This is a genomic window from Enterococcus sp. AZ009, assembly GCF_050548785.1.
Classification (GTDB): domain Bacteria; phylum Bacillota; class Bacilli; order Lactobacillales; family Enterococcaceae; genus Enterococcus_D; species Enterococcus_D entomosocium.
Map to the genome: position 1 here is coordinate 267,275 of NZ_CP172960.1, position 23,993 is coordinate 291,267.

At 43.1% G+C, this 23,993-nt stretch carries 38 protein-coding genes; 35 read left to right on the top strand and 3 right to left on the bottom strand.

The features are described 5' to 3' along the window. Positions 1–31: 31 nt before the first annotated feature. Together IGJ74_RS01240 and IGJ74_RS01245 are read right to left on the bottom strand one after the other, a co-directional pair. Positions 32–757, bottom strand: a complete 726-nt coding sequence (locus tag IGJ74_RS01240; protein WP_061053631.1) for a nitroreductase family protein — start codon at positions 755–757, stop codon at positions 32–34. Continuing rightward, positions 741–2,186, bottom strand: coding sequence for a PLP-dependent aminotransferase family protein (locus IGJ74_RS01245; RefSeq protein ID WP_218193346.1), 1,446 nt, complete (start codon positions 2,184–2,186; stop codon positions 741–743). Before IGJ74_RS01245 ends, IGJ74_RS01240 begins: the two co-directional genes overlap by 17 nt. Before the next feature lie 107 nt (positions 2,187–2,293). On the opposite strand from IGJ74_RS01245, the gene thiD reads away from it, so the two are divergent. The 34 genes from thiD to truA all read left to right on the top strand — a co-directional run bounded on the left by thiD (position 2,294) and on the right by truA (position 21,131). Continuing rightward, positions 2,294–3,124, top strand: coding sequence for a bifunctional hydroxymethylpyrimidine kinase/phosphomethylpyrimidine kinase (gene thiD / locus IGJ74_RS01250; protein ID WP_087664790.1), 831 nt, complete (start codon positions 2,294–2,296; stop codon positions 3,122–3,124). A 340-nt stretch (positions 3,125–3,464) separates the two neighbouring features. Further along, positions 3,465–3,773 carry a 30S ribosomal protein S10 gene (gene rpsJ / locus IGJ74_RS01255; protein ID WP_003127966.1) on the top strand — a complete coding sequence of 103 codons (309 nt, stop codon included), beginning with the start codon at positions 3,465–3,467 and terminating at the stop codon, positions 3,771–3,773. A gap of 22 nt (positions 3,774–3,795) precedes the next feature. Beyond that, positions 3,796–4,425: a 50S ribosomal protein L3 gene (gene rplC / locus IGJ74_RS01260; protein ID WP_003127967.1), complete on the top strand. Its 630-nt coding sequence runs from the start codon at positions 3,796–3,798 to the stop codon at positions 4,423–4,425. Between the two features lie 29 nt (positions 4,426–4,454). Further along, on the top strand, positions 4,455–5,078 hold the full coding sequence (rplD, locus tag IGJ74_RS01265; protein WP_005226910.1) for a 50S ribosomal protein L4: 624 nt from the start codon (positions 4,455–4,457) through the stop codon (positions 5,076–5,078). Beyond that, the gene (locus IGJ74_RS01270; protein ID WP_005226911.1) at positions 5,078–5,371 is read left to right on the top strand and encodes a 50S ribosomal protein L23; all 294 of its coding nucleotides are present in this window, start codon (positions 5,078–5,080) and stop codon (positions 5,369–5,371) included. Before rplD ends, IGJ74_RS01270 begins: the two co-directional genes overlap by 1 nt. A 39-nt stretch (positions 5,372–5,410) precedes the next feature. After that, positions 5,411–6,244, top strand: coding sequence for a 50S ribosomal protein L2 (rplB, locus tag IGJ74_RS01275; RefSeq protein ID WP_005226912.1), 834 nt, complete (start codon positions 5,411–5,413; stop codon positions 6,242–6,244). A gap of 42 nt (positions 6,245–6,286) precedes the next feature. Then, positions 6,287–6,565 carry a 30S ribosomal protein S19 gene (gene rpsS / locus IGJ74_RS01280; RefSeq protein WP_005226914.1) on the top strand — a complete coding sequence of 93 codons (279 nt, stop codon included), beginning with the start codon at positions 6,287–6,289 and terminating at the stop codon, positions 6,563–6,565. Between the two features lie 23 nt (positions 6,566–6,588). Next, positions 6,589–6,936 (top strand): 50S ribosomal protein L22, encoded by a 348-nt coding sequence (gene rplV / locus IGJ74_RS01285; RefSeq protein ID WP_003127973.1) that lies wholly within the window; start codon positions 6,589–6,591, stop codon positions 6,934–6,936. 13 nt (positions 6,937–6,949) lie between these two features. After that, positions 6,950–7,606: a 30S ribosomal protein S3 gene (gene rpsC, locus IGJ74_RS01290; RefSeq protein WP_005226916.1), complete on the top strand. Its 657-nt coding sequence runs from the start codon at positions 6,950–6,952 to the stop codon at positions 7,604–7,606. Positions 7,607–7,608: 2 nt separating this feature from the next. Then, a complete protein-coding gene (gene rplP, locus IGJ74_RS01295) occupies positions 7,609–8,043 on the top strand; it encodes a 50S ribosomal protein L16 (protein ID WP_005226918.1) in 435 nt (144 codons plus the stop codon). After that, entirely contained in the window at positions 8,033–8,221 is a 189-nt protein-coding gene (gene rpmC / locus IGJ74_RS01300; RefSeq protein WP_005232529.1) for a 50S ribosomal protein L29, read from the top strand. Before rplP ends, rpmC begins: the two co-directional genes overlap by 11 nt. Positions 8,222–8,245: 24 nt before the next feature. Then, positions 8,246–8,512, top strand: coding sequence for a 30S ribosomal protein S17 (gene rpsQ, locus IGJ74_RS01305; RefSeq protein WP_005232528.1), 267 nt, complete (start codon positions 8,246–8,248; stop codon positions 8,510–8,512). Positions 8,513–8,572: 60 nt separating this feature from the next. Further along, entirely contained in the window at positions 8,573–8,941 is a 369-nt protein-coding gene (rplN, locus tag IGJ74_RS01310; protein WP_003128006.1) for a 50S ribosomal protein L14, read from the top strand. 35 nt (positions 8,942–8,976) lie between these two features. Continuing rightward, on the top strand, positions 8,977–9,288 hold the full coding sequence (gene rplX / locus IGJ74_RS01315) for a 50S ribosomal protein L24 (RefSeq protein WP_005232526.1): 312 nt from the start codon (positions 8,977–8,979) through the stop codon (positions 9,286–9,288). 27 nt (positions 9,289–9,315) lie between these two features. After that, positions 9,316–9,855, top strand: a complete 540-nt coding sequence (rplE, locus tag IGJ74_RS01320; protein WP_005227088.1) for a 50S ribosomal protein L5 — start codon at positions 9,316–9,318, stop codon at positions 9,853–9,855. Positions 9,856–9,873: 18 nt separating this feature from the next. Then, positions 9,874–10,059: a type Z 30S ribosomal protein S14 gene (locus tag IGJ74_RS01325; RefSeq protein ID WP_003128010.1), complete on the top strand. Its 186-nt coding sequence runs from the start codon at positions 9,874–9,876 to the stop codon at positions 10,057–10,059. Between the two features lie 32 nt (positions 10,060–10,091). Then, the gene (gene rpsH, locus IGJ74_RS01330) at positions 10,092–10,490 is read left to right on the top strand and encodes a 30S ribosomal protein S8 (RefSeq protein WP_005227093.1); all 399 of its coding nucleotides are present in this window, start codon (positions 10,092–10,094) and stop codon (positions 10,488–10,490) included. 31 nt (positions 10,491–10,521) lie between these two features. Continuing rightward, positions 10,522–11,058, top strand: a complete 537-nt coding sequence (gene rplF, locus IGJ74_RS01335) for a 50S ribosomal protein L6 (RefSeq protein WP_005227095.1) — start codon at positions 10,522–10,524, stop codon at positions 11,056–11,058. A 57-nt stretch (positions 11,059–11,115) separates the two neighbouring features. Beyond that, the gene (gene rplR, locus IGJ74_RS01340; protein WP_005227097.1) at positions 11,116–11,472 is read left to right on the top strand and encodes a 50S ribosomal protein L18; all 357 of its coding nucleotides are present in this window, start codon (positions 11,116–11,118) and stop codon (positions 11,470–11,472) included. A 20-nt stretch (positions 11,473–11,492) separates the two neighbouring features. Next, positions 11,493–11,993, top strand: a complete 501-nt coding sequence (gene rpsE, locus IGJ74_RS01345; RefSeq protein WP_003128014.1) for a 30S ribosomal protein S5 — start codon at positions 11,493–11,495, stop codon at positions 11,991–11,993. Positions 11,994–12,006: 13 nt separating this feature from the next. Continuing rightward, positions 12,007–12,186, top strand: a complete 180-nt coding sequence (gene rpmD, locus IGJ74_RS01350; RefSeq protein WP_003128015.1) for a 50S ribosomal protein L30 — start codon at positions 12,007–12,009, stop codon at positions 12,184–12,186. A gap of 40 nt (positions 12,187–12,226) precedes the next feature. Beyond that, entirely contained in the window at positions 12,227–12,667 is a 441-nt protein-coding gene (gene rplO / locus IGJ74_RS01355; RefSeq protein WP_003128016.1) for a 50S ribosomal protein L15, read from the top strand. After that, complete coding sequence (secY, locus tag IGJ74_RS01360; RefSeq protein WP_005227099.1) at positions 12,667–13,962, top strand: preprotein translocase subunit SecY; 1,296 nt, start codon at positions 12,667–12,669, stop codon at positions 13,960–13,962. Before rplO ends, secY begins: the two co-directional genes overlap by 1 nt. A 60-nt stretch (positions 13,963–14,022) precedes the next feature. Further along, on the top strand, positions 14,023–14,667 hold the full coding sequence (locus IGJ74_RS01365) for an adenylate kinase (protein WP_005227100.1): 645 nt from the start codon (positions 14,023–14,025) through the stop codon (positions 14,665–14,667). Positions 14,668–14,855: 188 nt separating this feature from the next. Next, positions 14,856–15,074 (top strand): translation initiation factor IF-1, encoded by a 219-nt coding sequence (infA, locus tag IGJ74_RS01370; RefSeq protein ID WP_002288695.1) that lies wholly within the window; start codon positions 14,856–14,858, stop codon positions 15,072–15,074. Positions 15,075–15,106: 32 nt separating this feature from the next. Then, positions 15,107–15,223 carry a 50S ribosomal protein L36 gene (gene rpmJ, locus IGJ74_RS01375; RefSeq protein WP_002288710.1) on the top strand — a complete coding sequence of 39 codons (117 nt, stop codon included), beginning with the start codon at positions 15,107–15,109 and terminating at the stop codon, positions 15,221–15,223. A gap of 17 nt (positions 15,224–15,240) precedes the next feature. Beyond that, complete coding sequence (rpsM, locus tag IGJ74_RS01380) at positions 15,241–15,606, top strand: 30S ribosomal protein S13 (protein WP_005227102.1); 366 nt, start codon at positions 15,241–15,243, stop codon at positions 15,604–15,606. Between the two features lie 27 nt (positions 15,607–15,633). Then, the gene (gene rpsK, locus IGJ74_RS01385; RefSeq protein WP_005227104.1) at positions 15,634–16,023 is read left to right on the top strand and encodes a 30S ribosomal protein S11; all 390 of its coding nucleotides are present in this window, start codon (positions 15,634–15,636) and stop codon (positions 16,021–16,023) included. A gap of 79 nt (positions 16,024–16,102) precedes the next feature. Further along, on the top strand, positions 16,103–17,041 hold the full coding sequence (locus IGJ74_RS01390) for a DNA-directed RNA polymerase subunit alpha (RefSeq protein ID WP_008376367.1): 939 nt from the start codon (positions 16,103–16,105) through the stop codon (positions 17,039–17,041). A gap of 70 nt (positions 17,042–17,111) precedes the next feature. Continuing rightward, positions 17,112–17,492, top strand: coding sequence for a 50S ribosomal protein L17 (rplQ, locus tag IGJ74_RS01395; RefSeq protein WP_003128038.1), 381 nt, complete (start codon positions 17,112–17,114; stop codon positions 17,490–17,492). A 271-nt stretch (positions 17,493–17,763) separates the two neighbouring features. Continuing rightward, positions 17,764–18,600: an energy-coupling factor ABC transporter ATP-binding protein gene (locus tag IGJ74_RS01400; protein WP_005227109.1), complete on the top strand. Its 837-nt coding sequence runs from the start codon at positions 17,764–17,766 to the stop codon at positions 18,598–18,600. Further along, on the top strand, positions 18,576–19,442 hold the full coding sequence (locus IGJ74_RS01405; RefSeq protein WP_005232516.1) for an energy-coupling factor ABC transporter ATP-binding protein: 867 nt from the start codon (positions 18,576–18,578) through the stop codon (positions 19,440–19,442). The genes IGJ74_RS01400 and IGJ74_RS01405 overlap by 25 nt, the downstream gene beginning before the upstream one ends. After that, positions 19,432–20,229 carry an energy-coupling factor transporter transmembrane component T family protein gene (locus IGJ74_RS01410; protein WP_005227113.1) on the top strand — a complete coding sequence of 266 codons (798 nt, stop codon included), beginning with the start codon at positions 19,432–19,434 and terminating at the stop codon, positions 20,227–20,229. Before IGJ74_RS01405 ends, IGJ74_RS01410 begins: the two co-directional genes overlap by 11 nt. Positions 20,230–20,384: 155 nt before the next feature. Next, positions 20,385–21,131: a tRNA pseudouridine(38-40) synthase TruA gene (gene truA / locus IGJ74_RS01415; RefSeq protein WP_010748617.1), complete on the top strand. Its 747-nt coding sequence runs from the start codon at positions 20,385–20,387 to the stop codon at positions 21,129–21,131. A gap of 57 nt (positions 21,132–21,188) precedes the next feature. Here the strand turns inward: truA and IGJ74_RS01420 are convergent, their stop codons facing one another. Beyond that, on the bottom strand, positions 21,189–22,502 hold the full coding sequence (locus IGJ74_RS01420; RefSeq protein WP_218193347.1) for an MFS transporter: 1,314 nt from the start codon (positions 22,500–22,502) through the stop codon (positions 21,189–21,191). 302 nt (positions 22,503–22,804) lie between these two features. Here IGJ74_RS01420 and IGJ74_RS01425 point away from each other — a divergent pair, with 302 nt between their 5' ends. Continuing rightward, entirely contained in the window at positions 22,805–23,791 is a 987-nt protein-coding gene (locus tag IGJ74_RS01425; protein ID WP_087664792.1) for an Rgg/GadR/MutR family transcriptional regulator, read from the top strand. The last annotated feature ends 202 nt before the right edge of the window (positions 23,792–23,993 follow it).

The window sequence follows — 23,993 nt, forward strand, 5'->3', positions numbered from 1 at the left end:
GGTTCATCGAAGCTAAAGAGAGCGGTGCTTTTTATTTTATTAGTTTTTGCTTCTTCAAGAAGGCGTCAAATCCTTGGTCAGGGCGATTGCTGTAAAACCCAGCAAATTTTTCTGACCATGGTTTGGTCTCGCGAGCTTCTCCAAAATCAGTCATTGTTTGATCGTAGGCTTCGATCGCCTCATAAGAATAGTCCTGATAATGGTTGTAATGAATGACCGCTTCTTCTGGCAAGCGAGGCTTGACCTTCATTTCTACGATTGGTTTACCGATGCTCAAGCCAGCCACAGGGTAGACATATTCCGGTAAGTGCAACAATTCAGCGATTTTGGCGCTGTCTTTGCGGACACTGCCGGAAATGACGGTACCTAAGCCCAGCGATTCAGCAGCGATCGCACCAGATTGTAAAGCAATGCTGGCATCAGTGGTGGCGATCAATAATGGCTGATAGCCCTCATCGATTGGATAGGGGGTCTGTTTTTTCTCAGCAACTTTTTTGGTTCGGTTTAAATCTGCGAGAAACAGCAGAAAGAGCGAACTTGCTGCGATATGAGGATTGCCGGGATTCCATTCGACCATTTGTTGGCGGATCTGCGGGTCGTCGATCACCAGGATCGAATAGGCTTGCCCATTCATCCAGCTTGGTGCTTGACGAGCGGCAGTCAAAATCGCGGTTACTTGTTCTTGGCTCAAGCGGTAGTCAGGGTCAAATTGTCGGTAAGTGCGATGATTGTGCAAAAGCTCAATGGTTTCGTTCATAGGTTTGCTCCTTTAACTGTTTGGTGATTTTTGTGAATCGTTCTTGAAATCGTGGTAAATCATCTTTGGCTAAGCGGGTATAGTTCAAACGCAAGCCATTCGTATCGTTACTGAAAAGAAACGCAGGTGCTACTAAGCAATCGTTCGCCAAAAAGCGCGACCAATCTTTGCGAGTCAATGTGCGGTGACGCCAAGTCAACCACAGGTAAAGACCGCCTTTCGTCGGCTGCCATTGCCAGTCCTCCTGAAATGCCTGCAAGAGTTGGAGTAGGTCTTGCTGGCGCTGGGCCATTTCTGTAAGCAGTGTCCGCTGCTGCTGGTGGTAATCAGAGGAGCGTAAGACGATGTTGGCAAGGACTTGCGGGAAAATCGTGGTATCGATCGCCATCCGTTTTTTCGCTTGGGCAAATTGGTCGGCTAACGCTTCTGGCACCAAAAGCCAGCCGATTTTGATTGATGACCCAAGTAATTTTGAAAGCGAGCCTAAATAAATGACGGTTTCGGGAGCTATGGATTTTAGCTTGGGCGGTACTTCATCAAAAGCCAACTCGCTAAAAACATCGTCTTCTATGATCGGTACTTGGTAGGTCTGGCAAAGGCGGATGATCGCTTGGCGCCGATGCTCGCTCATGGTGTGGCCAGTTGGGTTTTGGAAGGTGGGATTCAGATAGACGAATTTGATCTTCTTTTCCTTCAACACTTTTTCCAATGCCGCAGGCCGCATCCCTTCACTATCCTGCTTGATCCCAATCAGCTGGACATTCATCGTGGAAAACAAGGGGAGAGAGAACAAGAAAGAAGGGTCCTCTGTCGCAATACAATCCCCCGCATGCAATAAGACTTGCATCAGCAAGGTGATTCCTTGCGTCGAACCGGCAGTAATTACTAGTTTTTGACCGCTGATGGGCAAATTGAAGGAATCAGCAAGGTGCTGCAATAAGATTTCTTGCAAAGGCTCATAACCAGTCGGTAATACTTTGGTGCTTTCTTTGCGGATCTCTTCCCATGTAAAGGCGGGAAACGTGAAGTCGGGAATCAGAACGGTAGGTAGATCACCTGTGTACAGATCCAGCACATCCTTCTCGGTGCGCAAGTGCTGAATCTGTTGAACGTAAGGGTCTTGCTGCAAGTAAGGGCTGCTTAAAGACGAGCGCAAATAAGAAAGCGGTGTTTGTCGGTTCCCCCAACGACCTTCCAATACGCGAGAGCCGCTGCCTTGTTTTCGTTCGATCCATCCTAAGCTTTTCAATTCATCTAACGCTTTGACGACGGTGGAACGGTTGACGTCAAAAGTCTGAGCAAGGCTGCGCTCTGGTGGTAAACGATCCCCAGGCCCATAGGTTCCCGCTTGGATCTCTTCGATAAAATGGGTCACGATCTGCTGGTAAATCGGTTGTTTCTTTTGTTTGTCGATACTTGATGAAGCCATCCTGCACCACCTTTTTCAATTGGATGGTTTAAAAATAAGCCAAATGGCTCTTTTCGTCAAGGGGAAGATTGACTATACTTAGCAAAAAGCACAAGGAGATGAGGAAGATGGAAAAAGTAATATCAATTGCCGGGTCTGATTCAACCGGAGGTGCCGGTATCGAAGCAGATTTAAAAACGTTTCAGGAGTATGGTGTCTTTGGTTTTGCCACGATTGCTTCGATCGTCACGATGGATCCACAAGCGGGTTGGAGCCATGAAGTAACAGCAATGGAACCAGCACTTGTTGAAAAGCAATTGATCTCCGCTTTTGCAGGTGATCCGATGGATGCCCTTAAAACGGGGATGTTAGGCAATGAAGACAATATTGTGCAAGCAGCGAAGATGATTCAACAACAGCAAGTCAAAAATGTGGTGATCGATCCCGTCATTGCTTGCAAAGGGACCGCAGAAATCTTACAGCCAAAAAGTGTCGATGCCATCATCACGCATTTGTTGCCTTTAGCAGATGTTGTCACCCCTAATTTAGTAGAAGCGGGGATTCTTTCGGGTTTGGGGGATTTGACGAGTGTGGAAGCCATGAAGCAAGCTGCTGAAAAAATCCATCAATTAGGTGCTAAATACGTCGTGATCAAAGGTGGTCATCGCTTGCCAGGAGCAAAAGCCATTGACCTTGTTTATGATGGAGAATCCTTCCTCTTGTTAGAAAGTGGCAAAATCGCTACTGATTTCAATCACGGAGCAGGCTGCACCTTTTCAGCGGCGATCGCTGCCGGTCTTGCAAAAGGCAAACCCGTCGTGGAAAGTGTTCGCTTAGCGAAAGCCTTTGTCACAGCAGCAATCAAAGAAGGCGTGGTCATCAATCCCTATGTGGGCCATGTGTGGCATGGTGCCTATACCCACGCCCAAGGACGTATGAATGAGGAAGCGCCGCAATAGCAGGTTTGCTTCTATATAAATAGGAATTGAAGAAGCGCTTAAAAGAAGCGGGCAACGCTTCTTTTTTTGTGTTTCGAAAACAAAAGAAAATTTTCTGAAAGAAATGCAAAAGAATCCCGGTTTTTCCATAAAAAAAGCTTGCAATCAATGTTTATCCGTAATATAATCATAAAGGTGCTGTTTACGTAAATACGTAAGTCACACTGGCAGCAAAGAAATTTTCTGCCGGCTACGAAACGAGAGGTTGCGACACGCCCGGACGCTTTGCCATGGACGAGCGTGACGGAAAATTTTCGTGGAGCTATGTCTACTTTTCAAAATAGGCGAAGGAGGGAAAACAATGGCAAAACAAAAAATTCGTATCCGTTTAAAAGCGTATGAACATCGTATTTTAGATCAATCAGCGGATAAAATCGTAGAAACTGCAAAGAGAACTGGAGCTGGCGTATCTGGTCCAATTCCATTACCAACTGAACGCAGCTTGTACACGATCATCCGTGCGACGCACAAATACAAAGATTCACGCGAACAATTCGAAATGCGTACACACAAACGTCTAATCGACATTGTGAATCCAACACCAAAAACTGTTGATGCTTTAATGAAGCTAGACTTGCCAAGCGGTGTTAATATCGAAATCAAACTATAATAATTAAGATGGAGGTGTAATCATGACCAAAGGAATCTTAGGGAAAAAAGTGGGAATGACTCAAATCTTCACTGAATCTGGCGAATTGATTCCAGTAACTGTAGTAGAAGCTACACCAAACGTAGTGCTACAAGTGAAAACAATCGAAAATGACGGCTACGAAGCGATTCAAGTCGGCTACCAAGATATGCGTGAAGTTTTGTCTAACAAACCTGCGAAAGGTCATGTTGCAAAAGCAAACACGGCTCCTAAGCGCTTCATTCGCGAATTCAAGAATGTAGAGCTAGAGGGCTTAGAAGTAGGATCAGAAATCAAAGTTGATATTTTTGAAGCAGGAGACATCATCGATGTAACCGGCACTTCGAAAGGTAAAGGATTCCAAGGCGTTATCAAACGTCACGGACAAAGCCGCGGACCAATGGCTCACGGTTCTCGTTACCACCGTCGTCCTGGATCAATGGGTCCAGTTGCACCTAACCGTGTATTTAAAAACAAACGTCTTGCTGGACGTATGGGCGGAAATCGCATCACGATCCAAAACTTGGAAATCGTACGCGTAGACGCAGAACGCAACGTTATCTTGATCAAAGGTAATGTACCTGGCGCGAAAAAATCATTGATTACAATCAAATCAGCTGTGAAAGCTAAATAAGTAGATAGGAAGAAAGGAGGAACTAAGGAATGCCGAATGTAGCATTATTCAAACAAGATGGAAGCCAAAATGGCGAAATTACATTGAACGAAGAAATCTTCGGAATCGAACCAAATGAATCAGTTGTCTATGATGCAATCATCATGCAACGCGCTTCATTAAGACAAGGAACACACGCTGTGAAAAACCGCAGTGCCGTTCGTGGCGGTGGCCGTAAACCATGGCGCCAAAAAGGAACTGGACGTGCCCGTCAAGGTTCAATCCGTTCACCACAATGGCGTGGAGGTGGCGTAGTCTTCGGACCAACACCACGTTCATACAGCTACAAACTTCCTAAAAAAGTTCGTCGCTTAGCAATGAAATCTGTATTGTCAGAAAAAGTTGCTTCAAATAACTTGGTAGCAGTAGAAGGATTAAGCTTTGATGCTCCAAAAACAAAAGAATTCAAACAAGTTTTAGCTAACTTGACAATTGACTCTAAAGTATTGGTAGTTTTAGAATCTGAAAACGACTTTGCCGCTTTATCTGCGCGCAACTTGCCAAAAGTTTCTGTAGTTACTGCTGATAACATTAGTGTGCTAGACATCGTTTCTAACGACAAAATGTTAGTGACACAAACTGCTCTTACTCAGATCGAGGAGGTGCTTGCATAATGAACTTACTAGACGTTATTAAACGCCCAGTGATCACTGAAAAATCAATGCTTGCCATGGATGACAAGAAATACACTTTTGAAGTGGACACAAAAGCTAACAAAACTTTAGTAAAACAAGCTGTAGAAGCTGCCTTTGACGGAGTGAAAGTGGCAAACGTGAACATCATCAACGTTCGTCCTAAATTCAAACGCATGGGTAAATATGCAGGATATACAAAAAAACGTCGCAAAGCTGTTGTGACTTTAACTGAAGATTCTAAAGAAATCCAAATTTTCGAAGCTGCTGAATAAGCAACTCACGCATAAATTTTACATGGGAGGGAAAAAGACGTGGCGATTAAAAAGTACAAACCTACCACGAACGGCCGTCGTAATATGACAAGTTCTGATTTCGCTGAAATCACAACTTCAACACCAGAAAAAACATTGTTAGCTCCTTTGAAAAACAATGCTGGTCGTAACAACAACGGACGTATCACGGTTCGTCATCAAGGTGGCGGTCACAAACGTCAATACCGTTTGATCGATTTCAAACGTAACAAAGACAACGTCGTTGCTACGGTTAAAACGATTGAATATGATCCAAACCGTTCTGCTAACATTGCGTTAGTACATTACGAGGATGGAGTAAAAGCATACATCTTAGCACCTAAAGGATTAGAAGTTGGCATGACTGTCGTTTCTGGTCCAGATGCAGATATTAAAGTAGGGAATGCATTACCACTAGAAAACATTCCAGTCGGTACTGTTATCCACAACATCGAAATGAAACCTGGTAAAGGTGGACAATTGATTCGTTCAGCTGGAACAAGTGCTCAAGTACTTGGTAAAGAAGGCAAATACGTATTGATCCGCTTGAACTCTGGTGAAGTACGGATGATCTTAGCATCATGTCGTGCAACAATCGGTTCTGTTGGTAATGAACAACACGAATTGATCAACATCGGTAAAGCCGGTCGTTCTCGTTGGATGCGCAAACGCCCAACTGTACGTGGTAGCGTAATGAACCCTAATGATCACCCACACGGTGGTGGTGAAGGTAAAGCACCAATCGGACGTAAAGCACCAGTTTCTCCTTGGGGACAACCAGCACTTGGCTACAAAACACGTAACAAAAAAGCAAAATCAGACAAACTTATCGTTCGTCGTCGTAAAACTAAGTAATATACTTGACCGTGTGTCGCACATTTTGAGAGGAGGTACACCATGGGTCGTAGTTTGAAAAAAGGACCTTTTGTCGATGACCATTTGATGAAAAAGGTCGAAGCACAAGAAGGCGCTGAAAAGAAAAAAGTGATCAAAACTTGGTCACGTCGTTCTACAATTTTCCCTAATTTTATCGGATTTACAATTGCTGTGTATGATGGACGGAAACATGTACCAGTTTACATCCAAGAAGACATGGTAGGACACAAATTAGGTGAATTTGCACCAACAAGAACTTATCGCGGACATGCTGCCGATGATAAGAAAACAAGACGCTAATTTTGAGGGGAGGATATCCAAAAATGGCAGAACAAATCACATCAGCGAAAGCAACTGCTAAAACAGTCCGCGTTTCTCCTCGTAAATCTCGTCTAGTTATTGACTTAATCAGAGGGAAAAGCGTTGCTGAAGCAATCGCGATCTTAAAGTTCACACCAAATAAAGCAGCTGGAATCATCGAGAAAGTCTTGATGTCAGCTATTGCCAATGCAGAAAATAATTTTGACTTAGATGTTGAAAACTTGATTGTTTCTGAAGCATTCGTAAACGAAGGACCAACGATGAAACGTTTCCGTCCACGTGCGAAAGGTTCAGCTTCACCGATCAACAAACGTACAAGTCATATTACTGTAGTCGTATCAGAAAAATAAGGAGGGACAATCAGTGGGTCAAAAAGTACATCCAATTGGAATGCGTGTAGGCATCATCCGTGACTGGGATGCTAAATGGTATGCTGAAAAAGAGTATGCTGAATTTCTACATGAAGATTTGAAAATCCGTAAATTTATCGCATCTAAACTTGCTGATGCCGCTGTGTCTACAGTTGAGATCGAGCGTGCAGCAAACCGCGTGAATATTTCAATCCACACAGCTAAACCAGGTATGGTTATCGGTAAAGGCGGATCTGAAGTCGAAAACCTAAGAAAAGAATTAAATAGCCTAACTGGCAAACGAGTTCACATCAACATCGTTGAAATCAAAAAACCAGATTTAGATGCTAAATTAGTAGGCGAAGGAATCGCACGTCAATTAGAAAACCGTGTTGCTTTCCGTCGTGCTCAAAAACAAGCGATCCAACGCACAATGCGTTCTGGCGCTAAAGGAATCAAAACACAAGTTTCTGGCCGTCTAAATGGTGCGGATATCGCTCGTTCAGAAGGTTACTCAGAAGGAACAGTTCCACTTCATACATTACGTGCGGACATTGATTACGCATGGGAAGAAGCAGATACAACATACGGAAAACTAGGAGTTAAAGTGTGGATTTATCGTGGAGAAGTTCTTCCAACTAAAAAGAACACTGAGAAAGGAGGGAAATAAACATGTTAGTACCTAAACGTGTAAAACACCGTCGTGAGTTCCGCGGAAAAATGCGTGGCGAAGCGAAAGGCGGAAAAGAAGTAGCATTCGGTGAATACGGCTTACAAGCTGTTGAATCACACTGGATCACAAACCGTCAAATCGAAGCTGCCCGTATCGCAATGACTCGTTATATGAAACGTGGCGGGAAAGTATGGATCAAAATTTTCCCTCACAAATCTTATACTGCCAAAGCTATCGGGGTACGTATGGGTTCTGGTAAAGGGGCTCCTGAAGGATGGGTATCACCAGTTAAACGTGGTAAAATCATGTTTGAAATTGCCGGTGTACCTGAAGAAGTTGCGCGCGAAGCGCTACGTCTTGCTTCTCACAAATTACCAGTGAAAACGAAGATCGTAAAACGTGAGGAAATGGGTGGTGAATCGAATGAAGGTTAAAGAAATCAGAGAATTAACCACTGCCGAAATGCTAGATCAAGAAAAACAATTGAAAGAAGAATTGTTCAATCTTAGATTCCAATTAGCAACAGGTCAATTAGAAAACACTGCACGTATCAAAGAAGTACGTAAATCGATTGCACGCATTAAAACAGTATTGCGTGAACAAGTTAAGTAATAGTGGAAGGAGGCCATTTAGCGTATGACTGAAGAAAGAAATCAACGCAAAGTTTACCAAGGTCGCGTGGTATCAGACAAAATGGATAAAACTATCTCTGTTGTCGTTGAAACAAAGAAAAACCACCCTATCTACGGCAAACGTCTGAACTATTCTAAGAAATACAAAGCACACGATGAAAACAACGAAGCAAAAGTTGGCGATATCGTGAAAATTATGGAAACTCGTCCATTATCAGCTACGAAACGTTTCCGTCTAGTAGAGATTGTTGAAAAGGCAGTGATTATCTAATCACACGAGATTTTCCTATATAGATTGTGAATTGCAAAATCTGAAAGGAGGATACACATCGTGATCCAAGCAGAAAGCCGATTAAGAGTGGCGGACAACTCAGGTGCCCGTGAAATTCTAACGATCAAAGTCCTTGGCGGATCTGGTCGTAAAACTGCCAATATTGGTGACGTGATTGTTGCTACGGTTAAACAAGCAACGCCAGGTGGGGTTGTCAAAAAAGGTGACGTCGTTAAAGCCGTTATCGTTCGTACTAAATCAGGAGCTCGTCGTACAGACGGTTCATACATCAAATTCGATGAAAATGCTGCGGTTATTATCCGTGACGATAAGAGCCCTCGTGGAACTCGTATCTTTGGCCCAGTTGCCCGCGAATTGCGTGAAGGCAACTTTATGAAGATCGTTTCCCTAGCACCAGAAGTATTGTAATAGTGATTCTTATCTAAAGGAGGTGCGAAACAAACATGTTTGTTAAAAAAGGCGATAAAGTTAAAGTTATCACTGGTAAAGACAAAAACAAAGAAGGCGTTGTGCTAGCAGCGTTTCCTAAAAATGACAAAGTCGTTGTTGAAGGTGTCAATGTTGTCAAAAAACACCAAAAACCTTCTCAAACTGCTCCTCAAGGCGGAATCGTTGAAATGGAAGCACCAATTCATGTTTCTAACGTGATGGTGGTTGATCCATCGAACGGTGAAGCTACGCGTGTCGGTTACAAAGAAGTTGACGGCAAAAAAGTCCGCGTTTCTAAGAAAACCGGAGAAGTTCTTGATAAATAATCTGATGAAGGAAGGAGGGGCTAACAGATGAACCGCCTTAAAGAAAAATATTCAAAAGAAGTTGTCCCATCATTAATGGACAAATTTAACTACAGCTCAATCATGGAAGCACCAAAAGTTGATAAAATCGTTATCAACATGGGTGTCGGTGACGCTGTTTCTAATGCTAAAAACTTAGACAAAGCTGTTGAAGAATTACAATTGATCTCAGGTCAAAAACCATTGATCACAAAAGCGAAAAAATCTATCGCAGGATTCCGTTTACGTGAAGGAATGCCAATCGGTGCGAAAGTAACTCTACGCGGCGAAAGAATGTATGAATTCTTAGATAAACTAGTAAGTGTGTCATTGCCACGTGTCCGTGACTTCCACGGTGTGAGCAAAAAAGCGTTCGACGGACGCGGAAACTACACTTTAGGTATCAAAGAACAATTGATTTTCCCTGAAGTAGATTATGATTTGATCGACAAAGTACGTGGTATGGATATCGTGATTGTAACAACAGCAAACACAGATGAAGAATCTCGTGAATTGTTGACACAATTAGGCATGCCATTCCAAAAATAAAAAAAGGAGGCGAACTACGTGGCTAAAAAATCAATGATTGCTAAAAACAAACGCCCTGCTAAATTCTCAACGCAAGAATATACTCGTTGTGAACGTTGCGGACGTCCACATTCAGTTTATCGTAAATTTCATCTTTGCCGTATTTGCTTCCGCGAACTTGCCTATAAAGGACAAATTCCCGGCGTGAAGAAAGCTAGCTGGTAAACTATACTCGCATAAAGGAGGTAAATTATCCCATGGTCATGACAGATCCAATTGCAGATTTTCTAACGCGCGTGCGTAACGCAAACATGGTTAAACACGAAAGCCTAGAAGTACCTGCTTCAAAAATCAAACGTGATATCGCTGAAATCTTGAAACGTGAAGGTTTCGTCCGCGATGTTGAATACATTGAAGATGACAAACAAGGCGTGATCCGCGTATTTCTTAAATACGGTAAAAACGGTGAACGTGTTATCACAAACTTAAAACGTATCTCTAAACCAGGCTTGCGTGCTTATGTCAAAGCTGACGAAGTACCAAAAGTATTGAATGGTCTAGGAATCGCGATTATCTCAACTTCTGACGGTGTAATCACTGACAAAGAAGCTAGAGCAAAAAATGTTGGCGGCGAAGTAGTCGCTTATGTATGGTAATTTAAAATATTCCACAAGGAGGTGCCTCTAAGTGAGTCGTATCGGTAATAAGATCGTCGTTCTTCCTGCTGGTGTTGAAATCAAGCAAAACGGAAACGACATTACAGTTAAAGGACCTAAAGGTGAATTAACACGTACTTTCTCTTCTGATATCACAATGAATATCGAAGGAAACGAAGTAACATTCACTCGTCCAAATGATAGTAAAGAAATGAAAACTATCCACGGAACTACCCGTGCAAACTTCAACAACATGGTTGTTGGTGTTTCTGAAGGTTTCCAAAAAGCGTTAGAATTAATCGGGGTTGGGTACCGTGCTCAATTACAAGGGAAAAAACTTGTATTGAACGTTGGTTACTCTCATCCAGTTGAAATCGAAGCGCCAGCTGGAATCGAAATCGAAGTTCCTTCAAACACTTCTGTGATCGTTAAAGGATCAGATAAAGAAGTCGTTGGCGAATTGGCTGCCAATATCCGTGGCGTTCGTCCTCCAGAACCTTACAAAGGCAAAGGAATTCGTTATGTTGGCGAATTTGTACGCCGTAAAGAAGGTAAAACTGGTAAATAGTCGTAATTCTTTACGACTAGCAGCTTAGGCTAGCAAAATTAAAAGAGGTGACAAATTGTGATTACAAAACCAGATAAAAACAAGACACGTCAGAAAAGACATCGTCGTGTACGTAACAAAATCTCTGGTACTGCTGAGTGCCCACGCTTAAACGTGTTCCGTTCGAACAAAAACATCTACGCACAAGTAATTGATGACGTAGCGGGTGTGACGCTAGCAAGTGCCTCTGCCTTAGACAAAGAAGTTTCAGGTGCAACAAAAACTGAACAAGCACAAGCTGTCGGTAAATTAGTCGCAGAACGTGCAGCAGCAAAAGGTATTAAAGTAGTAGTCTTTGACCGTGGTGGATACCTTTACCATGGCCGTGTAGCAGCTTTAGCTGAAGCAGCTCGCGAAAATGGACTGGAATTTTAAGAGAAGGAGGAACACCATTCATGGTTTATATTGATCCAAAACATTTGGAATTAGAAGACCGCGTTGTTGCGATCAACCGTGTAACTAAAGTTGTTAAAGGTGGACGTCGTCTACGTTTTGCTGCATTAGTTGTTGTCGGTGACAAAAACGGACACGTAGGTTTCGGTACTGGTAAAGCGCAAGAAGTACCAGAAGCAATCCGTAAAGCAATCGAAGACGCGAAGAAAAACTTGGTGGAAGTACCAATGGTTGGTTCTACAATCCCTCACGAAGTTATCGGTGTATTCGGCGGCGGACGCATCCTTATGAAACCTGCTGTAGAAGGTTCTGGGGTAGCTGCTGGTGGACCAGTTCGTGCCGTATTGGAATTAGCTGGGGTAGCTGATATCACATCTAAATCTTTAGGTTCTAACACACCAATCAACGTTGTTCGCGCAACAGTTGAAGGTTTAAAACAATTAAAACGCGCTGAAGAAGTGGCAGCACTTCGCGGCAAATCAGTAGAAGAATTAATCGGTTAAGGAGGACACTATAATGGCTGAATTGAAAATTACTTTAAAACGCAGTATTATCGGACGTCCCCAAAACCAACGTGATACTGTAAAAGCGTTAGGTCTTACAAAGTTGAATTCAACAGTTGTAAAACCTGCTAATGATGCAATCAAAGGCATGGTTAACACTGTTTCTCACTTAGTGGACGTTGAAGAGGTCTAAGGATCAGCAGATCTAGTTTGATTAAGGAGGTGCCAAACCTATGAAACTTCATGAATTAAAACCATCAGAAGGCTCACGCCAAGTACGTAACCGTGTCGGACGAGGAACTTCATCTGGTAACGGTAAAACAGCTGGACGTGGACAAAAAGGTCAAAAAGCTCGTTCAGGCGGCGGAGTACGTCTAGGATTCGAAGGTGGACAAACACCATTGTTCCGTCGTTTACCAAAACGTGGCTTTACAAATGTGAACCGCAAAGAATATGCAGTCATCAATCTTGATGTCTTGAACCGCTTTGAAGACGGTGCTGAAGTAACACCTGTTGCTTTACACGAAGCTGGAATCGTCAAAGACGAAAAAGCTGGAATCAAAGTATTAGCTAACGGAGAATTAACGAAGAAATTGACTGTGAAAGCAGCTAAATTCTCAAAAGCAGCTGAAGAAGCAATCGTTGCTGCTGGTGGATCAATCGAGGTGATCTAATGATCAGACTATTGAAGGATGCCTTTAAGGTTAAGGATATTAGATCCAGAATATTGTTCACCGTCTTAATCTTGTTTGTCTTTCGTCTGGGAACACATATTACTGTGCCAGGCGTAGACGCAAGTCGCCTAAATACCATCGCGGATCTACCATTTTTAAACATGTTAAACTTGGTAAGTGGTGGCGCCATGCAACAATTTTCGATTTTCTCGATGGGGGTTTCGCCTTACATCACTGCCTCAATTGTCATTCAGTTGTTGCAGATGGATATCGTCCCTAAATTTGTTGAATGGTCGAAACAAGGTGAAGTGGGTCGTAAGAAATTAAATCAGGCAACACGTTACTTGACGTTGGTATTAGGCTTTGTCCAATCCATGACATTAACGGCTGGATTTAACTATTACACTCAACTCGGGTTTGTAAACAATCCTAATATGGCAACCTATATCGTGATCGGACTGATTTTAACAGCCGGAACGATGTTAGTCACTTGGTTAGGAGAGCAGATCACCGAGCGTGGTATCGGAAACGGTGTGTCAATGATCATCTTTGCGGGGATCATTTCACGCTTACCAGCAAGCATCAAAGAATTGATTGAAGATTACTTCATTAACGTGGATCAATCGGATATCTGGCTAAATGCTATCTTTATGGCGCTGCTTGTGATTGCTGTGTTGATCGTCATTACTTTAGTAACGTATGTTCAACAGGCAGAACGCAAGATTCCGATCCAATATACAAAACGGGTAGCAGGAGCGCCTACCAGCAGTTACCTTCCTTTGAAAGTAAATGCTGCCGGGGTTATCCCAGTTATCTTTGCCAGTTCTTTTATTACAACACCAAATGCGATCATTCAAGCATTAGGTAGTTCATATAGAGGAGAAACTTGGTACGAAGTGGTGCAAACGATCTTTAGTTACAACACTGTACCGGGTGCGATCATCTACACTGTCTTGATTGTTGCGTTTACCTTCTTCTACGCATTTGTTCAAGTGAACCCTGAGAAATTAGCGGAAAACTTGCAAAAACAAGGAAGTTACATTCCGAGTGTGCGTCCTGGTAAAGGAACAGAAGAATATGTATCGCGTTTGTTGATGCGATTAAGCACGGTTGGATCGATCTTTTTAGGATTGGTTGCTTTACTTCCAATCATCGCTCAGATGGCTTGGAATTTACCGCAATCGATCGGACTAGGTGGAACGAGTCTATTGATCATTATCGGTGTGGCACTTGATACTGCCAAGCAGTTAGAAGGGCTTATGCTGAAACGGAAATATACTGGTTTCATCAATTAAAGTTATTGAAGTGTTGAGGATTTCCTCAACACTATTCAAAAACTTACAGGAGGAATTAGAATGAACTTCATTTTAATGGGATTACCTGGTGCTGGAAAAGGTACTCAGGCAGAACGTATCGTTGCTGAATACGGTCTTCCTCATATTTCAACAGGCGATATGTTTCGGGCTGCGATGGCGAACGAAACAGAACTAGGCCTTAAAGCAAAATCATACATGGATCAAGGCGCATTAGTTCCTGATGAGGTTACAAATGGGATCGTTAAAGAACGTTTAGCTGAACCTGATACCGAGAAAGGTTTCTTATTAGATGGTTTTCCTCGTACATTGGATCAAGCAAAAGCGTTAGATGAGATGCTTGCTGACCTTAACAAAAAACTTGATGCCGTTATTGATATTCATGTTCCTGAAGAAGTTCTTGTAGAACGTTTAGCCGGCCGCTTCATGTGCCGCAATTGTGGGGCAACTTATCATAAATTGTTCAATCCTCCCAAAGAGGAAGGAACATGTGATCGTTGTGGAAGTCATGACTTCTACCAGCGTGAAGATGATAAGCCTGAGACGGTCAAAAATCGTCTAGCTGTCAATATCAAAAGCAGTGAACCAATTTTGACTTATTACAAAGACAAAGGGTTATTGCAATCGATTGATGGGGATCGCGACATCGACGCTGTATTCGAAGATGTTCAAAAGATCATTGACTAATCATAGATTGCCCGAGTCCAACTTGCAGCTTAAAACTTTCTCTTGAAATCTTTGACAGGATATGATAGAATATGTCAGTCCGACTTCTACTTTTTATTAAGTAGGAGCATAGTTTGAGAATATCAGGTGGGAACCGAGTTTCCGCCATTTTATCGTGTGAAAATCACAAGTACAAGGAGGTACTGTGCGTGGCAAAAGAAGATATGATTGAAGTCGAAGGTACAGTCGTCGAAACTTTGCCGAATGCAATGTTTAAAGTAGAATTGGAAAACGGACACCAAGTTCTAGCGACCGTTTCTGGTAAGATCCGGATGCACTACATTCGTATTTTACCTGGAGACAAAGTAACGGTGGAATTATCCCCGTATGATCTGAACCGTGGCCGCATTACTTATCGCTTTAAATAATTGTACTCCGTAAAACCACAGGAGGTATTATCATGAAAGTAAGACCATCAGTAAAACCAATGTGCGAACATTGTAAAGTAATTCGTCGTAAAGGACGCGTTATGGTGATTTGCCCAGCAAATCCAAAACATAAACAACGTCAAGGATAATCGGAGGTGTAACAAATATGGCTCGTATTGCAGGAGTAGATATTCCTCGTGATAAACGTGTGGTCGTTTCACTTACTTATATCTATGGTATTGGTAACACGACTGCAAAACAAATTTTAGCTGACGCTGGCGTGTCTGAAGAAGTTCGTGTTCGTGATTTAACGAATGAACAAACAGATGCTATCCGTGCAGAAGTTGATAAATTAAAAGTTGAAGGTGACCTTCGTCGTGAAGTGAACTTAAACATCAAACGATTGATGGAAATCGGTTCTTACCGTGGGATCCGTCATCGCCGTGGATTGCCAGTTCGTGGACAAAACACGAAAAACAATGCACGTACTCGTAAAGGCCCGTCTAAAACAGTCGCAGGCAAGAAAAAATAATTCCTAAGTGAAGGAGGTTAAAACTTCATGGCAGCAAAAAAAGTGAGTCGTAAACGCCGTGTGAAAAAGAATATTGAAGCGGGTATTGCACATATTCACTCAACATTCAATAATACAATCGTAATGATCACTGATACTCATGGTAATGCATTAGCATGGTCATCAGCTGGTTCATTAGGTTTCAAAGGAAGCAAAAAATCTACTCCTTTTGCCGCTCAAATGGCAGCAGAAACAGCTACCAAAGCAGCAATGGAACACGGATTAAGAACTGTTGAAGTAACAGTTAAAGGACCTGGTTCTGGACGTGAAGCAGCAATTCGTTCATTACAAGCAGCAGGTTTGGAAGTGAGTGCGATCCGTGACGTGACTCCAGTCCCTCATAATGGATGCCGCCCTCCAAAACGCCGTCGTGTTTAATGAGTGCTGCTCATTTTGAGTGTAACAAATACGTCATTGAACAAGACACTTTTCGTTTTGAAAGGGGTAATAGATAAGAATGATTGAATTCGAAAAACCAAGAATCGCAAAGATTGATGAAGACAAAGATTATGGCAAGTTCATCGTGGAACCTCTTGAAAGAGGCTACGGAACTACACTAGGAAATTCCCTACGTCGTATTTTATTATCTTCTTTACCTGGTGCGGCAATCACCAATATTCAAATCGATGGAGTTTTACACGAATTCTCAACTGTTAAGGGTGTTCGGGAAGACGTTGCTCAAATCATCTTGAATATTAAAGGTCTTGCATTGAAAATGTACGGGGATGAAGAAAAGACCCTTGAAATTGATATTTCAGGACCTGCTACAGTAACTGCTGGCGATATCATCGTTGATAGTGATGTAGAAATCCTTAACAAAGATATGTATATCTGTACCGTTTCTGAAGGTGCTACGTTCCATGCTCGCTTAACAGTGAAACCTGGCCGCGGCTACGTTCAAGCGGACGAAAACAAAAAAGAAGACATGCCAATCGGCGTTCTTCCAGTCGATTCAATCTATACACCAGTACGTCGTGTCAACTACCAAGTAGAAAACACACGTGTCGGTCGTCGAGATGATTTCGACAAATTAACGATGGAAATATGGACTGATGGCTCAATCGAACCATTGGAAGCAATGAGTTTGTCTGCGAAAATCATGACTGAACATTTAGACATCTTTGTTAACCTAACTGATGAAGCGAAAAACGCTGAAATCATGGTTGAAAAAGAAGAAACACAAAAAGAAAAAATGTTGGAAATGACGATCGAAGAATTAGACTTATCTGTTCGTTCATACAACTGTCTAAAACGTGCAGGAATCAATACTGTACAAGAATTGACAAACAAATCTGAACCAGAAATGATCAAAGTAAGAAACTTAGGCCGTAAATCTCTTGAAGAGGTCAAAGTGAAATTACATGATTTAGGTTTAGGACTACGTAAAGACGATTAAACCGTTTTCGATTACGTTAGTTCGGTTCGTCTGACCGATACAACATTCGAAAGTGAAGGAGGGAAACCACGTGAGTTATCGTAAACTAGGACGCACATCTAGCCAACGTAAAGCGATGTTGCGTGATTTGACAACTGATTTATTCATTAACGAACGTATCGTTACGACTGAAGCTCGTGCGAAAGAAGTTCGTTCAACTGCAGAAAAAATGATCACTTTAGGTAAACGTGGTGATTTGCATGCACGTCGTCAAGCAGCAGCATTCGTTCGTAATGAAGTTGCAAGTGTACGTGAAGAAAACGAAGAAGTAGTTATTGAATCAGCATTACAAAAATTATTCAATGATATCGCTCCTCGTTACACAGATCGCCAAGGTGGATATACTCGTATCTTGAAAACAGAACCAAGACGCGGAGATGCTGCACCAATGGTTATCCTAGAACTTGTTTAAAATCACACTTATCATCACTTTATAGATGTTTACTAAGAGTGTTATGATGTTGGAAGAAACTTTCCGAGTCTAGCTCAGCGCCTACACCTCGATGTATTTCGAGGTGTACGCACTCATCATAAAGTGCTTTTTTTTTACTTTCGATTACCTGTCAAGACAGGTGATGGCAAGTGAAAAAAAGATCTGGAGACAAATCGTGCGCGAATCATTGAAAAACGTGCGCTTTTTTGGTAGTGTTAGAAAGAATTAATCGCAAATGAAGGAGTCTATCATGAAGCCAATCATTGAATTGAATGCTATTACTGTGCGTTATAGCGAAGAAGAGCGTGCCGCGTTAAATAACGTATCCTTTTCCATCAACAAAGGGGAATGGGTGGCGTTGATCGGCCATAACGGCTCTGGAAAATCAACTTTAGCAAAAACCATCAATGGCTTGATCTTGCCGCAAGAAGGCAGTGTTTCTGTCGGCGAATTGCCTTTGAATGAAGAAAATATCTGGAATATTCGAAAAATGGTCGGTATGGTCTTTCAAAACCCTGACAATCAATTCGTTGGTTCGACGGTGGAAGATGATGTGGCTTTCGGTTTAGAAAATCAAGGAATCCCGCGAGAAGAAATGCTGGTTCGTGTCAAAGACGCTCTGGAACAAGTACGGATGAGCGAGTTTGCGACCCGGGAACCCGCGCGTCTTTCTGGTGGTCAAAAACAGCGGGTAGCCATTGCTGGCGTCGTTGCATTGCGCCCAGATATCATCATTCTTGATGAAGCCACTAGTATGCTAGATCCAGAAGGTCGTGAAGAAGTGATCGCAACGATCAAAAAAATCAAAGAAAAAAACAATTTGACCGTGTTATCGATCACCCATGATATCGATGAAGCAGCCAACGCCAATCGGGTGCTGGTGATGCGTCAAGGAGAGCTCGTCCGCGAAGGGACACCCGCAGAGATTTTTTCTGCAGGTCCAGAACTGATTGAGCTAGGCTTAGATCTGCCATTTCCTGAAAAATTAAAGGCGGCACTAAAACAGCGGGGCGTCACGGTACCGCAAGCGTACTTAACTGAAGAAGGGATGGTGGATTGGCTATGGACATCCGTTTTGAACAAGTAGGATTCACCTACCAACCGCATTCTCCGTTTGAACAACGGGTTTTGTTCGATATTGATTTAGAGATCAAAGAAGGCTCTTATACCGCCTTAGTCGGTCATACAGGGAGCGGAAAATCTACGTTGTTGCAGCACTTGAATGCATTATTAAAACCAACGACTGGCACGGTCACGATCGGTGAGCGAGTCATCAAACCCGAGACAGACAACAAAAATCTAAAACCGTTACGTAAAAAAGTCGGGATCGTTTTTCAATTTCCTGAATCCCAATTATTTGAGGAAACTGTTGCGAGAGATATCGCTTTTGGACCGAAAAACTTTGGGGTCTCCGAAGAAGCAGCCAAAGGTTTAGCCCAAGAATACATTCAATTGGTAGGTTTAGATGAAAGTTTTCTGGAACGTTCACCATTTGACCTTTCAGGGGGCCAAATGCGCCGTGTAGCGATTGCTGGGGTCTTGGCTATGGAACCAGAAGTTTTGGTCTTAGATGAGCCGACAGCTGGCTTAGATCCACAAGGACGCAAAGAGATGATGGAAATGTTTGATCGCCTGCATCGGGAAAAGAACATGACGATCATTTTAGTGACCCACTTGATGGATGATGTGGCAAACTATGCTGATTATGTCTATGTGTTAGAAAAAGGCCGTCTCGTCAAAGCCGGCACGCCGTCTGTTGTGTTTCAAGACACTGCCTGGCTGCAAGAAAAGCAGCTAGGGGTACCGACAGCAACCGCATTTGCGGAGCAACTACAAGCCAGAGGATTGGCATTTGAGCAGTTGCCGCTAACGGCTGATGAACTGGCAGATGTTTTAGTAGCAAAGGGGGCGACTGCCCATGATGAATAAACTGATTTTCGGTCGTTTTATTCCTGGGGACTCCTTGATCCACCGTTTAGATCCACGAGTCAAATTGATTGCTAGTTTTTATTTTATCGCGATTATCTTTTTGGCGAATAATTGGCAAAGCTATTTATTAGCGGGTGCTTTTACGCTCTTTTGTATCTCCTTTTCAAAAATCGATTTTGGCTTCTTTATTCGAGGCGTGCGACCTTTGATTTGGCTGATTTTATTTACCGTGGCGTTACAGATTTTATTTACTACCGGCGGCGACGTCTACTGGTCTTGGTGGATCTTTAACATCACAGAATTTGGTGTCCAAAACGGGATCTTTATTTTTTGTCGTTTTGTTTTGATCATTTTCATGTCGACCTTGTTGACGTTAACGACACCCCCATTAGAGCTTTCAGATGCGATCGAATACATTTTGCGTCCTTTAAAAGCGATCCGTTTCCCTGTCCATGAAATCTCACTGATGCTGTCGATCGCGTTGCGCTTTGTGCCAACCTTGATGGATGAAACAGAAAAAATCATGAATGCTCAGCGTGCCCGCGGGGTCGATTTCGGCGAAGGGGGACTGTTGCAGAAGATGAAGGCGATCGTTCCTTTGTTGATTCCTTTATTTGTCAGCAGCTTTAACCGTGCGGAAGATCTAGCCACCGCTATGGAAGCCAGAGGCTATCAAGGCGGCGAAGGGCGTACGAAGTATCGGATTTTGCACTGGCATCAACGGGACACATTGGTTGTCATCGTTTTTGCGCTCTTTACAGTAGCGTTAGTGTTCTTAAGAGGATAATCGAAGACCTATGATTGAAGTCAACCCACGAAAGGTTCTTAACGAAGCAACGAGGCTGCTGGCGATCCCAGCGGCTGGTTCGAAAAGGCCTGTCGATCGATCAGACTTTTCTCATAGGCTTTTTTGTGAAAAAATAGAAAGAAACAGGTGATTAAATGGTCCGCTATAAAGCGACGATCGCTTATGATGGCACGAATTTTCAAGGATTTCAGCGTCAACCCAATGGACGAACGGTTCAAGAAGAGATTGAGAAGACATTAACGAAGATGAACAATGGGCAGCCGATTCAGATTCATGGCTCTGGCCGCACCGATGCGGGGGTCCATGCGCAAGGGCAAGTGATCCACTTCGATTTCCCTCAAAAGCGCCCACTGGAAAAAATGCGCTTTGGTTTAGATACCCAAACGCCAGAAGATGTTGCGGTAAAATCGGTGGAGATCGTTGACGATACCTTCCATGCCCGCTACTTAGTCGTTGAAAAAACCTACCAGTTTCGAGTGGACATTGGGAAACCTCGCAGTCCTTTCCGCCGCCATTATGCCAGCTATTATCCGTATCCGCTAGATTTGGAAAAAATCCAACGAGCGTTGCCAGATTTTTTAGGCACCCATGACTTTACCAGTTTTTGCGCGACGGGCAGTTCCGTCGATGACAAAACGCGGACGATCCATGAAGCGTCCATGGCGGTCAATGACGCTGGAGATGAGTTGATTTTCACCTTTCGCGGCGATGGATTTTTGTACAAGATGATCCGAATCATGGTGGGCACATTGCTGAAAATCGGCAATGGACGCCTCGCACCGGACAGTATTCCTGCGATCATTGCGCAAAAAGACCGAAATGCAGCAGGTCCCACAGCTCATCCAGAAGGATTGTATTTGGTTCACGTTGCCTATGAATAAGGAAAAACACAAGCTTCGCTGCTCTTGTCCAACAAGAGAAAGCGAAAGCTTGTGTTTTTATTTTTTCTCAGGCAAAACAGGGGCTGTTTCTTGCCAATCTTCAGTCCTTTCCGCAGCGTTTTTAGGCGCAGCAGTGGTGGGTGTTTTTTCTAAGGTACTGGCAGCGACTAAGGCAGCGATCGCTACTAAAAATGCAAAAAGCAAGTAAAGCAGCCAGCTCCAAGCAACGTGATAGCGATTGCCGATGCCTAAAAAGACCATTTGACCGACGGGTCCCCCTAGCATCACAATGGTGGAAAAGATCCCGCTGCTGATGGCGAGATGTTCTTCATCGATCTCACGAATCAGATGTGCCGAAAAGCGGGGATTGATTTTTCCAATCAGATAGCCTTCAGCAAAGAGCAGCACAATCATGAGCCAACGGTTATGCAGGAAGAGAAAATTCAAGGTCAACAGACATAAAACGAAAGAGGTATACGCAATCAAGCGAACCAAACCGGTATTCTTGAACCAGTCGGCAGCAAACAAGGCGCCAGCGACCATACCGATCGAAGTAGCGATGCCTGCCATCGCAACGGTGTTGCCATAATTGGCAAACCAAAGCGCAAGGTCATCCAACAGCTGGAGATTTAGTAGACCGCTCGTACTAGCAGCTAAGGTATTGATCAGTAAGGCAAAGAGGATCATCTTTTTAAGAAAAGCCGTACCAGTCAATAATTTAAAAGTATCCGAGAAATTCTGAAAGAGTGGTGTTGCTGCTTGATTGATTTTCCCTGGCACCGCATAGAAGAGCGAGCGGTTCAGGAAGATCACGATCGCGGCTAAGAAAAACGTCACGGCATTGATCAAACCAAAAGCCGCAAAGTTATTATTCAGTAAAATGATCCCCCAAGCACCGATGCCTTGAAAGACGATTTGAACGGTGGTTTGACACGCCATTTGAAAGCCCATGGCACTGTCTAAGGAATCAGCAGGCACAAGACGGCGAACATAGGGCAGCTGTAACCCAGAACAATAAGCGCCCAAACAATCAGATACAATGTTGATGCCTAGCAAAAGGAAGAAAGACCATAAACTAGGCGGCAGTTGGATCAAAAAAGCGAGTGCCACAAAAAGGACTCCTTGTAATAGTCGACTGCTGATCATCCATTGCACTTTGTTTTTGGTACGATCGGCTAGATAGCCGGTCAGGATCCTTAAGAGATCAGGGACTAACAGTGCCATGGAGGCTAAGGAAACAGCAAGGGCATTAAAGGGTAATGTACTGGCATAAACTACAAAGACGATATTAAATAAACTCATGCCGATGCCGCTGAGTAAGGCGGCGTTGACTAAGGCACGATAGCCGTTGTTTTGTTGATATTCTTTCATCGAAATCATCCTTTCACGTTCTACGTTGTAAAATCAGTATAGGATGCTTTATACTAAGAAGAGAAAATAATCCACTATAGTGGAATTTAAATGTACCAGGAGCGTACCAGAGGTTACTGTCACGAGTGGTTAACAGCTAAAAGAGTGGCATGTAAATAAGGTGCCGCAGATTTTGTTCCTCAACATTTTATAGGTTTGAATCTAAATTTGAATCTAGAACAGGAAAATTTAATTGCGGAGCTTCATTCGTGAAGTGGGATTGGTTTGGTGTTTGTAGACCGATCGTTGTGAGGAGGATGGTTATGGAAGAAGGAAAACTGTACCGACAATTGCGCAAAGAGCGCGGCTATACGATCGCTCAAGTGGCGGATGAACAAAACAGTCGCTCGTTTATCAGTAAATTTGAGCAAGGTGCTTCAAGTATCAGTATTCATCGATTGGAACGCTTATTAGAAAATATCCATGTCACAGTGGAGGAGTTTTATTATTTGCGTGCGCAACAAAAGGGCGTAAAAGGTCACGACAACCTGATGAGCTTTCCCAGCTATATGACGAGCGAATTTATGGATTTACTGGATCGAATTTTAGGGATCAACAAAGAAGCTTATTTGAGTAACGCCCACGCCCAGAGAAGCAAAGAAGGGCTGGAGGAAATGCGTAGCGAACTGATCGCCGCTTCCAAACAGCATTCTTTTGTTTTTCTGTACCTTGAGATCACAAAGGAGATACATGAAATCAATCTCTCAGGTCCTAAACCCGATCACTCTTCTGGCGACTATATGGAAAAGCTACGCACCAAAACCCGCCCCGTCATTTCCTACCTTACGAAAGTAGACAACTGGGGCGTTTATGAGATTTTGCTGTTTCGTTATTTTCAATTCTTGTTTCCTGTCGAAACCTCCTATCACTTACTGCAGATCGCTATCTCTCGCACAAAAAAAGAACAAGGTTTGTCCTTGATGCGAGAAATTCAAATGGATTTGATTTTTAGTTGTTTTACGACGTTTGTCAATTTTCGCCGCCTGGAGTGGGCAAAAGAGGTGTTGACCATTTCAGAGGAATTATTGGCAGATCGCGGAGACATGCTAAACAGTACGCATCTTCTTTGCTATCAAGGATGGTACTGGTATATTTATGGCGATCAAGAAAAAGGACTGTTGAAAATCGATCAAGGGCTTTCGATCTTTCGCGTCTTAAAACAAACCAAAATGGTTAAATTATGGGAGCGATCGTTGCACTCCATCAAGAAAAATGCGGAAGAACCCAACAGTTATCTTATGTTTCGCTAAACGCTCTAAGGGCTAACGGGCTAGGCATTGCTCCCCGAATCGAAGGGGATCTAGCGGGTAATGGATGCTAAGACCACTAGAGCGAACAACTGCGGAACCTGAGCACAAAAAAGAACCAAACTCACCGATCATTGAGCGACACCCATAAGTCAGCTTTTGCTCTAACTTAAGGAGATCGCCTCAAAAAGACGAGTTGGTTCTT

Bases quoted from the DNA above. Each gene is read 5' to 3' on its own strand.
- IGJ74_RS01270 (WP_005226911.1), top strand. From the start codon at position 5,078: ATGAACTTACTAGACGTTATTAAACGCCCAGTGATCACTGAAAAATCA.
- rplO (WP_003128016.1), top strand. From the start codon at position 12,227: ATGAAACTTCATGAATTAAAACCATCAGAAGGCTCACGCCAAGTACGT.
- rplV (WP_003127973.1), top strand. From the start codon at position 6,589: ATGGCAGAACAAATCACATCAGCGAAAGCAACTGCTAAAACAGTCCGC.
- rpsJ (WP_003127966.1), top strand. From the start codon at position 3,465: ATGGCAAAACAAAAAATTCGTATCCGTTTAAAAGCGTATGAACATCGT.
- secY (WP_005227099.1), top strand. From the start codon at position 12,667: ATGATCAGACTATTGAAGGATGCCTTTAAGGTTAAGGATATTAGATCC.
- rpsE (WP_003128014.1), top strand. From the start codon at position 11,493: ATGGTTTATATTGATCCAAAACATTTGGAATTAGAAGACCGCGTTGTT.
- IGJ74_RS01420 (WP_218193347.1), bottom strand. From the start codon at position 22,502: ATGAAAGAATATCAACAAAACAACGGCTATCGTGCCTTAGTCAACGCC.
- IGJ74_RS01365 (WP_005227100.1), top strand. From the start codon at position 14,023: ATGAACTTCATTTTAATGGGATTACCTGGTGCTGGAAAAGGTACTCAG.
- IGJ74_RS01390 (WP_008376367.1), top strand. From the start codon at position 16,103: ATGATTGAATTCGAAAAACCAAGAATCGCAAAGATTGATGAAGACAAA.
- truA (WP_010748617.1), top strand. From the start codon at position 20,385: ATGGTCCGCTATAAAGCGACGATCGCTTATGATGGCACGAATTTTCAA.
- IGJ74_RS01400 (WP_005227109.1), top strand. From the start codon at position 17,764: ATGAAGCCAATCATTGAATTGAATGCTATTACTGTGCGTTATAGCGAA.
- rpsK (WP_005227104.1), top strand. From the start codon at position 15,634: ATGGCAGCAAAAAAAGTGAGTCGTAAACGCCGTGTGAAAAAGAATATT.
- rplX (WP_005232526.1), top strand. From the start codon at position 8,977: ATGTTTGTTAAAAAAGGCGATAAAGTTAAAGTTATCACTGGTAAAGAC.
- IGJ74_RS01240 (WP_061053631.1), bottom strand. From the start codon at position 757: ATGAACGAAACCATTGAGCTTTTGCACAATCATCGCACTTACCGACAA.
- IGJ74_RS01425 (WP_087664792.1), top strand. From the start codon at position 22,805: ATGGAAGAAGGAAAACTGTACCGACAATTGCGCAAAGAGCGCGGCTAT.
- IGJ74_RS01410 (WP_005227113.1), top strand. From the start codon at position 19,432: ATGATGAATAAACTGATTTTCGGTCGTTTTATTCCTGGGGACTCCTTG.
- rplD (WP_005226910.1), top strand. From the start codon at position 4,455: ATGCCGAATGTAGCATTATTCAAACAAGATGGAAGCCAAAATGGCGAA.
- rplE (WP_005227088.1), top strand. From the start codon at position 9,316: ATGAACCGCCTTAAAGAAAAATATTCAAAAGAAGTTGTCCCATCATTA.
- rpsH (WP_005227093.1), top strand. From the start codon at position 10,092: ATGGTCATGACAGATCCAATTGCAGATTTTCTAACGCGCGTGCGTAAC.
- rpsM (WP_005227102.1), top strand. From the start codon at position 15,241: ATGGCTCGTATTGCAGGAGTAGATATTCCTCGTGATAAACGTGTGGTC.
- thiD (WP_087664790.1), top strand. From the start codon at position 2,294: ATGGAAAAAGTAATATCAATTGCCGGGTCTGATTCAACCGGAGGTGCC.
- IGJ74_RS01245 (WP_218193346.1), bottom strand. From the start codon at position 2,186: ATGGCTTCATCAAGTATCGACAAACAAAAGAAACAACCGATTTACCAG.
- rplP (WP_005226918.1), top strand. From the start codon at position 7,609: ATGTTAGTACCTAAACGTGTAAAACACCGTCGTGAGTTCCGCGGAAAA.
- rpsS (WP_005226914.1), top strand. From the start codon at position 6,287: ATGGGTCGTAGTTTGAAAAAAGGACCTTTTGTCGATGACCATTTGATG.
- rpmJ (WP_002288710.1), top strand. From the start codon at position 15,107: ATGAAAGTAAGACCATCAGTAAAACCAATGTGCGAACATTGTAAAGTA.
- rpmC (WP_005232529.1), top strand. From the start codon at position 8,033: ATGAAGGTTAAAGAAATCAGAGAATTAACCACTGCCGAAATGCTAGAT.
- rplC (WP_003127967.1), top strand. From the start codon at position 3,796: ATGACCAAAGGAATCTTAGGGAAAAAAGTGGGAATGACTCAAATCTTC.
- rpsQ (WP_005232528.1), top strand. From the start codon at position 8,246: ATGACTGAAGAAAGAAATCAACGCAAAGTTTACCAAGGTCGCGTGGTA.
- rpmD (WP_003128015.1), top strand. From the start codon at position 12,007: ATGGCTGAATTGAAAATTACTTTAAAACGCAGTATTATCGGACGTCCC.
- IGJ74_RS01405 (WP_005232516.1), top strand. From the start codon at position 18,576: ATGGACATCCGTTTTGAACAAGTAGGATTCACCTACCAACCGCATTCT.